This window comes from Variovorax sp. W1I1, assembly GCF_030815625.1.
Taxonomy (GTDB): domain Bacteria; phylum Pseudomonadota; class Gammaproteobacteria; order Burkholderiales; family Burkholderiaceae_C; genus Variovorax; species Variovorax paradoxus_C.
Genome location: NZ_JAUSWZ010000001.1, coordinates 5,783,135 through 5,797,705, shown reverse-complemented (window position 1 = coordinate 5,797,705; position 14,571 = coordinate 5,783,135). Strand labels below are relative to the sequence as shown.

12 protein-coding genes are annotated in these 14,571 nt (G+C 66.5%); 6 read left to right on the top strand and 6 right to left on the bottom strand.

Going from position 1 to position 14,571, the window contains the following annotated elements; translation table 11 throughout:
• Positions 1 to 391 precede the first annotated feature (391 nt).
• On the top strand, positions 392 to 2,410 hold the full coding sequence (gene fusA / locus QFZ83_RS26960; RefSeq protein ID WP_307511410.1) for an elongation factor G: 2,019 nt from the start codon (positions 392 to 394) through the stop codon (positions 2,408 to 2,410).
• 47 nt (positions 2,411 to 2,457) lie between these two features.
• On the opposite strand, the gene QFZ83_RS26955 is transcribed toward fusA, so the two are convergent.
• From QFZ83_RS26955 to QFZ83_RS26940, 4 genes are all read right to left on the bottom strand, one after another.
• A complete protein-coding gene (locus QFZ83_RS26955; protein WP_307511408.1) occupies positions 2,458 to 3,588 on the bottom strand; it encodes a zinc-binding dehydrogenase in 1,131 nt (376 codons plus the stop codon).
• 90 nt (positions 3,589 to 3,678) lie between these two features.
• Positions 3,679 to 4,218 carry a dual specificity protein phosphatase family protein gene (locus QFZ83_RS26950; protein WP_373425424.1) on the bottom strand — a complete coding sequence of 180 codons (540 nt, stop codon included), beginning with the start codon at positions 4,216 to 4,218 and terminating at the stop codon, positions 3,679 to 3,681.
• On the bottom strand, positions 4,218 to 4,712 hold the full coding sequence (locus tag QFZ83_RS26945) for a hypothetical protein (RefSeq protein WP_306882040.1): 495 nt from the start codon (positions 4,710 to 4,712) through the stop codon (positions 4,218 to 4,220). The genes QFZ83_RS26950 and QFZ83_RS26945 overlap by 1 nt, the downstream gene beginning before the upstream one ends.
• Positions 4,709 to 5,851 carry a glycosyltransferase gene (locus QFZ83_RS26940; RefSeq protein WP_306882039.1) on the bottom strand — a complete coding sequence of 381 codons (1,143 nt, stop codon included), beginning with the start codon at positions 5,849 to 5,851 and terminating at the stop codon, positions 4,709 to 4,711. The genes QFZ83_RS26945 and QFZ83_RS26940 overlap by 4 nt, the downstream gene beginning before the upstream one ends.
• 340 nt (positions 5,852 to 6,191) lie before the next feature.
• On the opposite strand from QFZ83_RS26940, the gene QFZ83_RS26935 reads away from it, so the two are divergent.
• On the top strand, positions 6,192 to 7,268 hold the full coding sequence (locus tag QFZ83_RS26935) for an IS110 family transposase (protein ID WP_306883359.1): 1,077 nt from the start codon (positions 6,192 to 6,194) through the stop codon (positions 7,266 to 7,268).
• 401 nt (positions 7,269 to 7,669) lie between these two features.
• On the opposite strand, the gene QFZ83_RS26930 is transcribed toward QFZ83_RS26935, so the two are convergent.
• Positions 7,670 to 9,115 (bottom strand): nicotinate phosphoribosyltransferase, encoded by a 1,446-nt coding sequence (locus QFZ83_RS26930; RefSeq protein WP_306882038.1) that lies wholly within the window; start codon positions 9,113 to 9,115, stop codon positions 7,670 to 7,672.
• A gap of 65 nt (positions 9,116 to 9,180) precedes the next feature.
• Positions 9,181 to 10,251, bottom strand: coding sequence for a bifunctional nicotinamide-nucleotide adenylyltransferase/Nudix hydroxylase (locus QFZ83_RS26925; RefSeq protein WP_306882037.1), 1,071 nt, complete (start codon positions 10,249 to 10,251; stop codon positions 9,181 to 9,183).
• Between the two features lie 82 nt (positions 10,252 to 10,333).
• Here QFZ83_RS26925 and QFZ83_RS26920 point away from each other — a divergent pair, with 82 nt between their 5' ends.
• The 4 genes from QFZ83_RS26920 (at position 10,334) to QFZ83_RS26905 (ending at position 14,471) form a co-directional block, all read left to right on the top strand.
• Positions 10,334 to 11,167 (top strand): pseudouridine synthase, encoded by an 834-nt coding sequence (locus QFZ83_RS26920; RefSeq protein WP_306882036.1) that lies wholly within the window; start codon positions 10,334 to 10,336, stop codon positions 11,165 to 11,167.
• Positions 11,168 to 11,180: 13 nt separating this feature from the next.
• Entirely contained in the window at positions 11,181 to 12,296 is a 1,116-nt protein-coding gene (locus QFZ83_RS26915; RefSeq protein ID WP_306882035.1) for a winged helix DNA-binding domain-containing protein, read from the top strand.
• 121 nt (positions 12,297 to 12,417) lie between these two features.
• Positions 12,418 to 13,074, top strand: a complete 657-nt coding sequence (locus tag QFZ83_RS26910; protein ID WP_013544025.1) for a response regulator transcription factor — start codon at positions 12,418 to 12,420, stop codon at positions 13,072 to 13,074.
• On the top strand, positions 13,071 to 14,471 hold the full coding sequence (locus QFZ83_RS26905) for a HAMP domain-containing sensor histidine kinase (protein WP_306882034.1): 1,401 nt from the start codon (positions 13,071 to 13,073) through the stop codon (positions 14,469 to 14,471). Before QFZ83_RS26910 ends, QFZ83_RS26905 begins: the two co-directional genes overlap by 4 nt.
• The last annotated feature ends 100 nt before the right edge of the window (positions 14,472 to 14,571 follow it).

Below are 14,571 nucleotides of genomic sequence, written 5' to 3'. Positions count from 1 at the left end.
GCACGGCTTGTCTTCGGTGCCGCGCACAAAGACAATCCGCCCCACCATGAAATTCATCCAAGCCATCGAGGCGAGCATCACCGCCACCTGACACACCGCCTTCGATCGCATTCGGGAGGCGTTGCGCCTTCCGGTCTCCAACCCCGGCTGGCTTCGTCCCTCCGGGGTTTTGTTTTTTCAGAGGTCACTTCACACCATGCGTACCTACGACAAGCTGATCGCCACGATTCCCCTGCGCCGGAGCGTGGACACCGTGCGCCCGGGCTCCGGCCGCCACATCAGCAGATTGCACATCTCTCGTCGCTAGCCTTCAGGCGAATCTCGCCTGGGCCGGCGCAACGCCAACCAGGCATCCGAAGTGCATTGGGCGCTTCGACAAGAAAGATTCGTCATGAACCCGAAACTCAGAAACATCCGCAACATCGGCATCATTGCCCACGTCGACGCAGGCAAGACCACCACCACAGAACGCATCCTGTTTTATGCCGGCGAGAGCCACCGCATCGGCGACGTGAGCCGTGGCACAGCCCGCATGGATTTCGAGCCGCAGGAGCAGACGCGCGGCATCACCATCAGCAGCGCGGCCATCACGGTCCACTGGAGCGCAACGCAGATCAACCTGATCGATACGCCCGGCCACATCGACTTCAACATCGAAGTGAACCGTTCCCTGCGCGTGCTCGACGGGGCGGTCGTCGTGTTCGACGGCGTCGCCGGTGTGGAGCCGCAGACCGAAACCAACTGGCGCCTCGCGGACAAGTACCGCGTGCCGCGCATCGCCTTTGTCAACAAGCTCGACCGGCTCGGCGCGGACTTCCTGCGCGTGGTCGCGATGATGGAGGAGCGCCTTGGCGTGACGGCGGTTGCCGTGCAGTTGCCCATCGGCGCGGAAGGCGAATTCCGCGGCGTGATCGACCTGATCGGCATGCGTGCGCTTGTCTGGGACAAGGACGATGCCAGTCAGCCGTACCGCGTGGCGGACGTGCCGGCCGATGAGCTGGCGTCGGCGCTGCACCATCGCGCACGGCTCGTGGAGCTTGCGGTCGAACAGGACGAAGAATCGATGAACGCGTACCTGAATGGCGAAGAAACGACGCCCGAAGCGCTGCGCGCGTGCATCCGTAAGGGTGTGCTGGCCGGTGCCTTCGTGCCCGTGCTTGCAGGCTCGGCGTTCCGCAATCGCGGCGTGGAGCCTTTGCTCGATGCCGTGGTGGACTGGCTGCCCAAGCCCGGCGAGGTGGAGATGGCATGCGACCCGGCGGCGCCGTTCGCGGCCCTCGCGTTCAAGGTCGTGTCCGATGACCACGGCGCGATGGTGTTCGTGCGGGTCTACAGCGGCCGGCTGAGGCGCGGCGATACGATGCTCAATGCGAGCACCGGGCGCAGCGAACGGGCGGCGCGGTTGTACGAAGTGCATGCGGACGATCGCATCGAACGCGACGAGCTTGTGGCCGGTGACATCGCGGCCATCGTCGGGTTGAAGGACACGCTGACCGGTCACACGTTGTGCGACCGGAGCCATCCGGTGCATCTGGAGGAGATCAGCGTGCCCGAGCCCGTGATCCATGTCGCGATCGAGCCTAAGGCGCAGGCCGATCAGCAGGGGTTGTCGAAGGCGCTGCAGGCGATGTTGCGCGAGGACCCGAGTCTTCAGCTTCGGCAGGATGCCGAGTCGGGGCAGACGATCCTCTCGGGCATGGGCGAGCTGCAGCTCGACGTGTCCATCGAGAAGCTGCGCGCGAAGTACGGCGTCGAAGTGTCGGTGGGGCGACCCCAGGTCGCCTACCGTGAAACGATCACACAGGAAGTGGAGGTGAACCATGTTCACAAGAAGCAGCACGGCGGTCCTGGTCAGTTCGCGGAGCTGAAGCTTCGTCTCGCGCCCCGGATGCGCGGTGAAGGCGTTGCTTTCGAGAGCAGGGTGGTAGGCGGCGTCATTCCGCGCGAGTTCATTCCCGCGGTGGAGGCCGGCATTCGCCGTGCGGCGCAATCGGGCGTGATGGCCGGCTACCCATGCGTGGACTTCATGGCCACGCTGGTGGACGGTAGCCACCATGAGCGCGACTCGTCCGCCATGGCTTTCGAACTGGCTGCGGCTGCGGCATTCCGTGAAGCGGCAGCCAAGGCGAAGCCGCAAGTGCTCGAGCCGGTGATGGCTGTGGAAGTCATCACGCCGGCTGATCACCTGGGCGATTGCATTGGTGACTTGAACCGGCGCCGTGGCATCGTCCGCGGCCAGACGATGCGCGGCAATGCCGCTGTCATCGAGGCGCATGTGCCACTGAAGGAGATGTTCGGCTACATCGGCAGCCTGCGCGCGTTGTCTTCGGGCCGCGCGCAGTACTCGATGCAGTTCGATCACTACGAAGTGGCGCCTGCGGATGAGATGGCCCGGCTCACTCAGAGCTGACAGGCCTTGAAGGGGCGGTCCTGATGGACCGCCCCTTTTTTATGACATCAGGCGGCGATGCCCTTGTTCGGATTGAGCAAGAACTTCTCCCCCGTCGCCTGCTTCCCATACACCCCGATCGCATCGAGCTGCAGTGCTTCGAGCAACGAAATCTCACGCGTGTAGTGGCTCGCGAACGTCGTCTTCAATTCGGCGACAACCCGCGCCTTCAGCCGCTGCGTGCCCTCGGCGCCGAGCTTCTGCAGGAACGGAAACAGCAGCCACCCGCCCATGCTCCACGCCATGCCGAAGTTGCGCACGAACTCGGTCGGGCTGCGGTCCAGGCCGCCGTAGATGTAGACCTGCTTGTGCGTGGTCGAGCCGTAGCGGCTGTATTCCTTGGCGGTGCGGTTCAGCGCCGCTTCCATGCAGCCGAGGATCTGCCCGGCGAGCTTGCCGCCGCCTGTCGCATCGAAGGCGAGCGTGGCGCCGGTGTCGACCAGCGCCTGCGTCAGGTCTTCGAGAAAGGTCGGCGAGGTCGCGTTGCACACGTACTTCGCGCCGATGCCGCGCAAGAGCGCCTCCTGCTCGGGCTTGCGCACGATGTTGACGAGGTCGATGCCGTCCTTCTGGCAGATCTTGTTGAGCATCTGCCCGAGGTTCGATGCGGCGGCCGTATGCACCAGGGCCTTGTGGCCTTCGAGCCGCATCGTCTCGACCATGCTCAACGATGTGAGCGGGTTGACGAAGCATGAAGCGCCTTCGGCCGGTGTCGTGCCCGCTGGCAGTTCGAGGCACTGCGCGGCGGGGAAGGCGCGGTACTGCGAGTACATCGCGCCGCCAATGGCCGCGACGGTCTTGCCGAGCAGCGCCTGCGCAGCGGGCGACGAACCGGCCTTGACCACGACGCCAGCGCCTTCGTTGCCGACCGGCATCGATTGGTCCAGGCGCCCCGCCATCGAAGGCCGTGCGCGTTCGGGAACGATGGCGGTGACGACGGGACGATCCGCAGTGCCCGACACCTTCGCGGTGCTCATGTCGGCCGCGCCGAACAAAAGGCCCAGGTCCGACGGATTCAGCGGAGAGGCCTCGACGCGCACGATCACTTCATCGGGCTTGGGTTCGGGGATCGGTTCGTCGTGCAGCGAGAGTTCGAGTTCGCCGTTAGAGCGGACGAGGGAACGGAGTTGGAATGCCATGGAAGAAGCCCCTGTGAAAGGTCGTTCGGAGATGGCCATCGGCCACGGGGCGGCCAGTATAGGAGCGGGTATCGAAAACTGCAGGCGCCTTCAGGACACCACCGGAATCACCGGGGCATGGGCCAGCGCATGGCCCATCTTGAGCGGATCGAGCCGCTCGATGTAGCGCGGAATGTTGCGCCACAGCGTGTGATAACCGTAGCCGCCGCGCAGCATCTCGTGGCGCGCGCTCTCCTTGTCCCAGCCCTGCACCGCCATGCGGTAGACCGCCGCCACCACGCCCGTGCGATCGGCGCCGTGCATGCAATGGATGAGCACCGGTCCCTGCTTCTCGGCTTCGCGGATCGCGACCAGCGCGCGCAGCACCTTCGCATCGTCGATGGACCAGGTGTTGATCGGCACGCGCACGAGCCTGATGCCGCTGCCGGCGAACACCTTCCTGTCGTCGTTAAACGATCGCAGGCTCACGATGGTGCGGATGCCCAGGGACTGCAATGCCGCCACGTTCGCGCGCCGCGGCTGCGCGCTGCGGTACAGCGTGGGCGTGATGCGGTGCAGGTTCTCGACCTGCAGTTCGTCCAGCGGATCGGCCCAGTGGCCGGGGCGCAGGTCGTCGAGCTTCGTTGCCATCATCGCGCGCGCCGGCGCCAGTGGCGCACCGTGAGGATCAGCGCCGCCACCGCGAGCCCGCCCCAGTAGTCGACCGGCGCACCCCAGAGCCAGTGCTTGTGCCAGAACGCATCGACCGGGTTGAAGCGCGCCCAGCCGAAGGCCGGATTGATGATGAACCACAGGAAGTCTTCGCAGACCCAGAACACGATCAGCCCCACGCCGGCGAGCCCCACATCGCGCCAGGTCCATCGGCCGTTGAAAGCCAGCGGCGCAAAGAACACCAGCGCCATGAAGGTGAAGACCCAGGCGTGATAGCCGGTCATCGCGCGGCCGCCCCAGAAGAGGTCGAGCCAGATGCTGTTCTCGATGCGCCAGGTGGGCAGCGACGTGGCCCAGCCCGCGCCGCCTTCGATCTGGATCTCGGCATTGGCAAAGAAGAAGGCCATCACGACCACCCACAAGAGGTAGCCCAGCGTGCGGCCCACGCCGGTCTTTTCGATCTCGCCGCTCACGCTACGGCACCCAGCACGTGCTGCAGCACGGCCCGTGCGGCCTGCGGCTTGCCGAGTGCGCGGCTGCGCGCGGCCATGTTCGCGAGCTTGGCCGGGTCGGCCATCAGGCGCGCGACCTTGTAGTCCAGGCCGATGGCGTCGTAGGCGAGCCAGGCGGCGCCTTCTTCCATCAGGAAGCCGGCGTTATGTTCTTCCTGTCCGGGAATCGGCGAGATCAGCAGCATCGGCTTGCCGAGCGCGAGGCACTCGGACACGGTGAGGCCGCCGGGTTTGGTCACGACAAGGTCGGCCGCAGCCATCATCTTGTGCATTTCGTTGGTGAAGCCCACGGCCACCACGCGGCCCGGATGGCGCGCCGCCAGCGCTTGCAGCTTGCCGTGCGCCTCGACGTTGCGGCCCGCGACCGCAATGACCTGGAAATTGCCTTCACCGCCCAGGCCGAGCACGCGCTCGACCATGCTCGCGAGGTCGCCCACACCGGCGCCGCCGGATGCCATCAGCAACACGGGCCGCGACGGATCGAGCCCGAGTTCCGCTGCGCAGGTGTTGCGCGCGAGCGCCGGCACGTCGGGCTCGGAGAACGCCGGCATCACGGGAATGCCCGTCACGTGGATGCGGTCCGCGGGAATGCCGCGTGCGCGCAGGCGAAAGGCGACCTCTTCCGTCGCGGCCAGATAACCGGCCATGCCCGGCACGAGCCACATGTTGTGCAGGTCGTAGTCGGTGATCTGCAGCCACACCGGGTAGTCGATGCGTCCGCGGTTGCGTTCGCGCATCAGCAACTCGGCCGGCAGGAAGTGCGTGCAGATCACCGCATCGGGCTTCTCGCGCCGGATCTCGCGCACCAGCGAGCCGGTGCTCAACCGCTCGATGCCCCGGCGCAGACGCTGCGAGGGCGCGTGATGCGGCGTCGTGTCGGTGCGCTGGTGCAGGTACGACCACAGCTCGGGCGCGCGGTTCACGAGCTGGATGTACCAGTCGGTGTAGACCTTGCGAAAGCCCCCGGCCACATGGGCCATGGCGTCGGTGTGGACCGCCGTGCAGGGCGGGGCGAGGGACTGGGCGGTGGCGGCAAGCGCCTGTGCTGCACGCACGTGGCCGTTGCCGGCGCTCACGCTGAGGATCAGGAGTTTGGTCATGTATTCGACGGTCTGCGCGGATTATGGACAAGCCGTGTGGCACTGCTTTCGGGCCTGCTGTTCGGGACAGCGATCACGCCGACGGGGTACCTTGCTCCGCGAATGTCCCCCGGCCTTCGGCCTCCTCCTTGATTTCGCTGCGCAAGGCACCCCATCGGCGCGCTCGTTTTCAGAGCAGTCGTTGATCAGCGAAACACCAGCAGCGTGCCCAAGTGCGCAGGGCATCGGGTGCTCCCCGCAGCGAAATGAATGCGAAGGGACTTCTCGCTTCATGGTCACGGCATCGAGTGCCAAGATTGATTTGCGAAGTCAATCTGAAACCTTTTGAAGGAGAAGCCCCATGAACGAGATTACCCGAGTTGGTGTCGATCTGGCAAAGAGCGTCATCCAGGTCTACGCGGTGAACGGCGCTGGGCTGCGCGTGACCGGGCGCGCATTGAGACGCGACAAGTTCCTGGCCTGGTGCGTGCAACTTCCCGCGGGTTGCCTGGTCGCCATGGAGGCCAGCTCCAGCGCCCATCACTGGGGACGCAAGCTGCTCGCCCTGGGGCTGGATGCGCGCATCATCGCCGCGCAACATGTCCTGCCCTATCGGCTGCAGGGCAGGAGCGGCAAGAACGACGCCAACGATGCCGCCGCGATCTGCGAGGCCGCTTCGCGCCCGCAGATGCACTTCGTGCCCATCAAGAGCGTGGAGCAGCAGAGCATGCTGTGCATTCACCGCCTGCGCGAGGGCTTCAAGGCAGAGCGCACTGCCTGCATCAACCGCATCCGGGGCCTGCTGGCGGAGTTCGGGGTGGTGTTCGCTCAAAGCCCCGAGGCGTTGCGCCAGGCGCTGCCCGACGCGATGGAGGATGCTACCAACGAGATGAGCGGCATGGTCCGGCAGGCGCTGCAGATGGCCTACGAGCACTGGCAGGAACTGGACGCGCACATGCACCAGTGCGACGAACGAATCGCCGCGCATGGCAAGGCCAGTGAGCAGGTGCGCCAGGCCGAGCAGTTGTTGGGCGTGGGTCCGGTCACCGCATCCGCCGTGGTGGCCACGGTGGGCGACTTCAAGCAATTCAAGAACGCTGCGCAGTTCGGCGCCTGGCTGGGCCTGACGCCCCGACAGAACTCCAGCGGCGGCAAGAACAACCTGGGGCGCATCACCAAACGAGGCGACTCGTACCTGCGCACGCTGCTGATCCAGGGGGCCAAGTCGATAGTGCTGACGGCGCACAAGCGCGACGATCCGATCTCGCGCTGGGCGCAGGCCTTGCGCGAGCGCTCCGGCTGGCAGAAGGCGGTGGTGGCACTGGCCAACAAGAACGCGCGCATCCTGTGGGCCGTGTTCGCACGGGGCCGGGCCTTCGATGCGCATCACGTGAGCACCAAGCCTGCGGGCGCCATCGCGGTGGTCATTGCAGCGTAGTGCGATCCACTTGAACAAGCTCGGTTGTTTATTTGTTTGCCAGACGTGAGTTCCAAGATGCAATGAACAGGTCAGACCGGCAGCGGGCAAGCTCGACTCCTCCTTGGTGATGCCGATTGAGGTGGGCATCACGAGAAATGAATGGAGCCCCGCTGAGCGGTTCGTATCTGGGTCCGCACGGCCACGAGCCGGTGCAACAAGACCGTCGGTAGATGTGCTGTCTGTTCCTCGTTCCCTTGCGCCTTGATCCTCATCGCCTTGCAGGCAATACAGCTTGGCAAGAAAACATCCTTGACTGGGTGAGAAGTCCCGGTACAAGGAGGAGGGGCGAAGCCCCGGGGGACATTCGGAGGGGAGTACCCGGTGGCCTGTGCACACGCCCTGAAGGAGCAACGCAAAACTCAGAGCGGTGCCCGCGAAGTGACGAATTGATTGACCCCCACAGCCGCCCGCTCACGGATCGCATCGAACGTGGTGCTCGCAACGATGCGCCCGTTCTCGAACACGGTCTGCAGCAGATCGACCTGCCCATCCGCAAGCGCTTCTTCGCGCAAGGTCTGCACTTCGCCGCGTGCATTCCGAACCAGCGCAAGCCGCCCCTTCTTCGACGCCTTGCTCACATCGCCCACCGGCGACTTGTAGACATCGCGCCACTCGCCGTTCACCTGCATCGCCGAGCACTTCATTGCCCACTGCATGGTGTCGCGGTTGACCTGTTGCAGCAACCCGCCACCCATGCCGAAGGAGATGTTCTCCGTCGAGAAACCGTTGTGGAAGAAGTTCGACAGACACAGCCGCAGCGAGTCGAGGTTCACGCCGTCGCCCTGGATGATCCGCACGTTGTTCAGCACGCGGAAGCCCTTGGCATTCGTCGTGGTGCCGAAGCGATCGGCCAGGATCTGCGCCACCTTGAGCGTGGTCTCGGCCGGGTCGCCCGAGTCGGGACGCACCACCAGCGTCGCGCCCGAGGCCACCACCTTCGCCTTGAGCTCGCCGCCCCAGATGCGCGCGCAGGCATTGAAGATGTCGTAGCTGTCGCTCACCACCGCGAAGGTCGCACCGGGCTTGCCGAACTGGTCGAGCATGTTGCTGTATGCGTCCGACTCATGGTCGCGGCCCCAGCCCGTGATGGTGCTGTGCTCGGCTGCCGGAATCGAGAAGCCCGCCACGTCGCAGTCGTAGTAGCGACGCGCCGCGACCAGTGCGGCCAACGTGTCGGTGCCCATGAAGTTGACCAGGTGCGCCATGCCGCCGAGCGCCGCCGATTCGAGGCTCGACACGCCGCGCGCGCCGAAGTCGTGCAGCCTGAAGGCGATCTGGCCTTGAGGGTCGTCACAGGTTGCCTCTAGGTATCGAAGCAGCGTCGTGCGCGCAGCCGCAGAGAGCGTGGCCACCGTGGTCGGATACCAGATCGCGCGCAGCAATTCGGTTTCGAGAAAGCTCGTGACCCAGAAGAATTCGGGGTCCGTGTTCTCGATGGTCGCGAGCACGTTGTGCACCGGCAGCACGCTGCCCTCGGGCACCGCGCGAATGCGCACGGGCATGAACCCGCCATGCTTCTCGATCAGCCGCAGCCAGCCTTCGCGGTTGAAGGGCTCGCCATGCACGGCCATGAGCGCCGCGGCTTCATCGACATCGGCGAGCGTCACCGGTGTCTGCAGGTATTCGCGCAGATAAGCCTGCAGGCCGAAGAAGAGCGAGTGGCTGAAGATGCCGCCGCGCGATTCGATGTAGCTGTGGACCGTCTGCGTGCCGGGCGGATATTGCATCCAGTGCGACACCTTGTAGGAGTCGGTGCGCAGCAGGAGGTTGTTGCCCAGGGGCGAAGAGGTGAGGTTGCGGTTCATGTGAAAGCTCCTTTCACTTGGGCCCCGTCAACCGGAGCCCGTTCTTGCTGACAAAGCCTGGTCGTTCAGTTCTTGCCCAGGCCACCCAAAAAATGGTTCGCGATGAAGTAATGGTCTTCGTAGATGCGGTCCTGCATGCCGAGAAATTCGGCAATCGGCACCCAGCGCACCTCGGCCGCGTCGTCGTCGGCGCGCACGTCTGAAAGACCCGTCCACTGGTTGTGCGCCAGCTCGAAGAAGAAGCCGTGCGTGATCGTGCGGCCGCGCTGCGAGCGGTCGGGCGCATCGAACACATGGCTCGCCTTCATGCTCCCGTTGAGCACAGGCACGGGCACCTTCAGGCGCGTTTCTTCCTTCAGCTCGCGAATGACCGCTTCCTGCAGCCGCTCGTGCTGGCCGACGAAGCCGCCGGGCAGCGCCCAGGTGCCCTTGCCGGGATGGAACTTGCGCTGCACCAGCAGGATGTGGCCGGCCTCGACCACGATCGCATCGACCGTGGTGTAGATCGGCGGAAAGTCGCTGCCCGCATAGCGGTACTTGTCGCGGTAGTCGACGAGGAAGGCGCGCTCTTCGCAAAGCTCGGCGTAGTCGGCGGTGTGCGTGAACTGGTCGAGAAAGGCGGCGGTGCCGTCGGGCAGGTCGGCGCGTGCGAGCTGGCCGCGGTTCTCGGGGTCGAAGTAGAGGCTGCGCACGTCGGTGGCGTTCAGGCTCTCCACGCTGTGCTGGCCGACGAACTCCCAGTGCGGAAAGAGCTTGAGGTAGTAGCTCGAGGCGTCCTTCAGGTGGCCCACCAGCGCGACCTTGGCCTCGGCGGGTGCGTGGCCGTCCTGCTGGATCAGCCGGTCGACGGCCGACTGGATCGACGCGATCCAGATCTGGTCGTTGTAGGGCGAGTCGCCCACGCCGACGACGCTTACGCGCATCTGCTCGGTGCCGCGCAAACAGGCACGCACCATGCGTTCGCGTTCGTCGAAGGTGAAGGGGTTCTTGACGCTGCGGGGCTTGCGGTCGGAGCCGACCACCACGATGACCCGATCGGCGGCGCGAAGGCCTTCTTCGATGAGTCGCTGGTGGCCGAAATGAACGGGCTGGAAACGCCCGATGACGATGGCGTACTGAAACTTGCGTGTGCTCACTTGGGAATCCCCCAAAATTGGCGCAATCAACTTGCGCTTGGGTTCAGGATAGCATCGGTGCCGCCCACTGATCAAGCCCCCGATGACCGAGCCCTCCACCTCCCCCAACGCCCCCGTGCGCCTGAACAAGCGCATGGCCGAACTCAAGATGTGCTCGCGCCGCGAGGCCGACGAGTGGATCGCCAATGGCTGGGTGAAGGTGAACGGCAAGCCGGCCGAGATGGGCGTGAAGGTCACGCCGTCCGACCGCATCGAGATCGACAAGGCCGCCAAGGGCCAGCAGGCGAACCAGGTCACCATCCTCATCAACAAGCCCATCGGCTATGTGAGCGGGCAGGCCGAGGACGGGCACGAGCCGGCGGTCACGCTGTTCACGCCGCAGAACCGCTGGGCCGACGACAACGCGCGCTTCTTCTTCAGCCCCCAGCAGTTGCGCGGCCTCGCGCCCTGCGGACGTCTCGACATCGACTCCATCGGCCTCCTCGTGATGACGCAGGACGGCCGCATCGCGCGCCAGCTCATCGGCGAAGACTCGGTGATGGAAAAGGAGTACCTGGTGCGCGTGGCCTATTACGGCCCGGGCCAGTCCGCGCCCACGGGGCAGCTCATCCGCATGGATGACGACGATCCGGTCACGCAGAACGTGCAGGCGGTCTTTCCGCCGGCAATGCTCGCGAGGCTGCGGCATGGCCTCAGCCTCGACGGCCAGCAGCTCAAGCCGGCACGGGTCGAGTGGCAGAACCCCGAGCAATTGCGCTTCGTCCTCACCGAAGGCAAGAAGCGCCAGATCCGCCGCATGTGCGAGCTGGTGGGCCTGAAGGTGGTGGGCCTCAAGCGCGTGCGCATCGGCAAGGTGATGCTCGGCAACCTGCCGGTGGGCCAGTGGCGCTACCTCGGGCCGCACGAGAAGTTCTGAGCATTCGCACACCATGCCCGTGGTGCTGAGCCAGCGCGCACTGAACCGGGCCACGCTGGCGCGGCAGATGCTGCTGGAGCGGCGCAAGGCGACGGTCGTGCAGGCCATCGAGAAGCTGGCGGGGCTGCAGGCGCAGGCGCCGAACCCGCCGTACATCGGCCTCTGGAGCCGGCTCGAAGGCTTTCGCCGTGAGCAACTGACTGATGCGTTGAAGAAGCGCCGCATCGTGCGCATGTCGACGTTGCGCGCGACGCTGCACCTGATGGCCGCATCGGATGCGCTGGCATGGCGGCCGCTGCTTGAGCCGGTGCATCAGCGGGGCCTGTCGGGCGAGCATTCGCGGGCGCTCGAAGGCATCGACCGTGCCGCCGTGGTGAAGGCCGGCAAAGCGTTGCTCGATGGCGGTCCGCTCACCGGCACCGAACTCGGGCAAGGGCTCGCGGCGCGCTGGAAAGACCGGGCCCCCGCCTCGCTCGCCGCGCTCATCCGCAACAACGTGCCGCTGGTGCATCTGCCGCCCGCGGGCAGCTGGAACTCGCACCAGAACGCACGGCTGCAGCCCATCGTCCAGTGGCTCGGCGAATCCGCCGCCGATGCCGCTCCCGCCACACAGGACGACCTGCTGCTGCGCTACCTGGCCGCCTTCGGCCCCGCCACGCTCGCCGATGCCGGCGCGTGGTCGGGCCTTACGGGCTGGAAGGCGGTGGCCGAGCGCCTGCGCCCGCAACTGCGCGTGTTCACCGGTGAAGAGGGCCAGGAGCTGTTCGATCTGCCGCGCGCGCCGCGCCCCGATCCCGACACGCCCGCGCCGCCGCGCCTCGTGGCCGAATGGGACAACCTGCTGCTCTCGCACGCCGACCGCAGCCGTGTGCTGAGCGAGGCCCACCGTGCCCGCGTGTTCACCGTCAACGGCATCGTGCGCGGCACGGTGCTGCTCGACGGCTTCGTGGCGGGCACCTGGAAGATCGAGCGGGCGAAGAACACGGCCACTGCGGTGCTGGAGCCTTTCACGCGCTGGTCGAAGGCCGACCGGCTCGGCGTGCAGGAAGAAGCGATGCGCCTGCTGGCCTTTGCCGCGGACGGCGAGCGCGAAGGCGAAGGCGAGCAGCACGACGTTCGCGTGCTGTGACCCTTGCACCCGCACGGCGCCTAAGCGCCGCCTAAGACTTCGCCCCTACGCTGCGCCGCGGCGCAAGGCACTACCGATCATCCCGGTCGCGTGCTACCTTGCGGCCCAAGGAGTCGCTGCAATGCGCGTGCTTTTGGTGGAAGACGATGAAATGATCGGGCGCAGCCTGAAACAGGCGCTCGAGGGCGCGGGCTGGTCCGCCGACTGGGTGCGCGACGGCGAACTCGCGCAGAGCGCGTTGGGCGACGGCGGCTACACCTGCGTGCTGCTCGACCTGGGCCTGCCCAAGCAGGACGGCACCGACGTGCTGCGGCGCGCTCGCGAACGCGGCGACGCAACGCCGGTGCTGGTGCTCACGGCCCGCGATGGCCTAGACGACCGCATCAACAGCCTGGACCTCGGGGCCGACGACTACCTGCTCAAGCCCTTCGAGTTCCGCGAGCTGCTCGCGCGCATGCGGGCCATCGTGCGCCGCCGCGATGGCGCCGCGCATTCGCTGGTGGGCAGCGGCGTCCTTCAGCTGGACCTGACGACGCGCGAGGTGCTGGTGAATGGCGCACGCGAGGCGCTGACAGCGCGCGAGTTCGCGCTCCTGCATGCGCTGCTGGAGCGGCCGGGTGCGATCCTTTCCCGCGAGCAACTCGAAAACCGCATCTACGGCTGGGGCGAAGAGGTAACGAGCAACGCGATCGACGTGCTGATCCACGGCATGCGCCGCAAGCTCGGCGCCGAGTCGATTCGCAACGTGCGCGGACTGGGTTGGCGCGTGGCGGCATGAACACCACGGCGGCCCCGGCCCCGTCCGCCGAACCGATCGTGCGCAAGGCCTTGCGGCGTCCGAGGTCGGTGCGCACTCAGTTGCTGCTCTGGCTCATCACGCTGCATCTAGCAGCGGCGGTGCTCACGGGCTGGTTCACCTTCATCGCCTACGGCCACCTGGTCCACAACGCGCTGGACGACCAGATGCGGCTGGTGGCCGAGTCCTATGGGGGCGGCGATTCGCAGAAGACGCCGCGGCCGCTCGATGCCGACGACATCTTCGAGCACGGCGCCATCGTCGTTCAGATCTGGAACACCGACGGCACGTTGCGCGCAACGTCGTGGCCGTTGCTGCCGGTGGCGCTGCAGCCCCGATCCGGTTTCAGCGATGTGGATGCGGGCACGCGATCGCGCGCGAACTGGCGCGCCTACACCGTCGAGCCCGGCACCCGCGCCGACCAGCCGCGCGTGCAGGTGTTGCAGAACGAGGACTACCGGAAGCGCCGCGTGTTGAAGCGCGCGCTGCTCGAAGGCCTGCCGATCGCGGTGTTGCTGCCGTTGACGCTGCTGATCCTCTGGCTCATCGTGTCGGCGGCCTCGCGCTCGCTGCGCGCGGTGGCGCGCGACGTGGCTTCGCAGGACGAGCGCAGCCCCACCGAGCTGTCGCTCGCGCGCGTGCCGGACGAAATCGCGCCGCTGGTGACCGCCTTCAACAACCTGTTGTCGCGCGTGCGCAGCGCCTTCGCCACGCAGCGTCGCTTCGTGCAGGACGCGGCGCACGAGCTGCGCACGCCCATGGCCGCCATCGGCCTGCAGATCGAGAACCTGCGCGCGCACGTGCCCGCCGGCGAAGCCACGGAGCGCTTCAACCAGCTGGAGGCGGGTGTCACGCGCGCGCAGCACCTCATCGAGCAGTTGCTGAGCCTCTCGCGGCAGGACGCGCCGCAGCGCGCCATGGCGCGCGAGGCCATCGACATCGAGGTGCTGCTGCGCGAGAGCGTGAGCCAACTGATGGTGCTGGCCGATGCGCGGCGCGTGGACGTGGGCTTCGAAGGCAGCATCACGCCGGTGGTGTCCGCGCCAGCGCCCGAGTTGCGCAGCGTGTTCGACAACCTGATCGACAACGCGCTGCGCTATGCGCCCGAAGGTGGCGTGGTCGATGTGCGGCTGCACGAGGCCGAGGGCCATGCGGTGGTCGATGTGCTGGACAACGGGCCGGGCATTCCGGAGAGCGCCATGGGGCGCGTGTTCGATCGCTTCTTTCGCGTGCCGGGCGCTGCCGCCGGCGGCAGTGGGCTCGGATTGGCGATTGCGCGAACCGCCGCCGAGCGCAACGGCATGCGCATCGAATTGCGCAACCGCGACGACGGCCCGGGGCTCATGGCGCGCGTGCATCTGCCGCCATTGCCCGGCTAAGCCGCAGCTAACTCTTCGCTCACGCTCATCTCACTCGGGCTGCCTAGAGTGCGTTCAGGTCCTGCCACGCGCAGTTCGCGCGATGGCACGAGACCGGAGA

Excerpts from the sequence above, each read along its gene's own strand:
- QFZ83_RS26910 (WP_013544025.1), top strand. The coding sequence starts at position 12,418 with ATGCGCGTGCTTTTGGTGGAAGACGATGAAATGATCGGGCGCAGCCTG.
- QFZ83_RS26935 (WP_306883359.1), top strand. The coding sequence starts at position 6,192 with ATGAACGAGATTACCCGAGTTGGTGTCGATCTGGCAAAGAGCGTCATC.
- QFZ83_RS26905 (WP_306882034.1), top strand. The coding sequence starts at position 13,071 with ATGAACACCACGGCGGCCCCGGCCCCGTCCGCCGAACCGATCGTGCGC.
- fusA (WP_307511410.1), top strand. The coding sequence starts at position 392 with ATGAACCCGAAACTCAGAAACATCCGCAACATCGGCATCATTGCCCAC.
- QFZ83_RS26915 (WP_306882035.1), top strand. The coding sequence starts at position 11,181 with ATGCCCGTGGTGCTGAGCCAGCGCGCACTGAACCGGGCCACGCTGGCG.
- QFZ83_RS26940 (WP_306882039.1), bottom strand. The coding sequence starts at position 5,851 with ATGACCAAACTCCTGATCCTCAGCGTGAGCGCCGGCAACGGCCACGTG.
- QFZ83_RS26955 (WP_307511408.1), bottom strand. The coding sequence starts at position 3,588 with ATGGCATTCCAACTCCGTTCCCTCGTCCGCTCTAACGGCGAACTCGAA.
- QFZ83_RS26950 (WP_373425424.1), bottom strand. The coding sequence starts at position 4,218 with ATGGCAACGAAGCTCGACGACCTGCGCCCCGGCCACTGGGCCGATCCG.
- QFZ83_RS26920 (WP_306882036.1), top strand. The coding sequence starts at position 10,334 with ATGACCGAGCCCTCCACCTCCCCCAACGCCCCCGTGCGCCTGAACAAG.
- QFZ83_RS26930 (WP_306882038.1), bottom strand. The coding sequence starts at position 9,115 with ATGAACCGCAACCTCACCTCTTCGCCCCTGGGCAACAACCTCCTGCTG.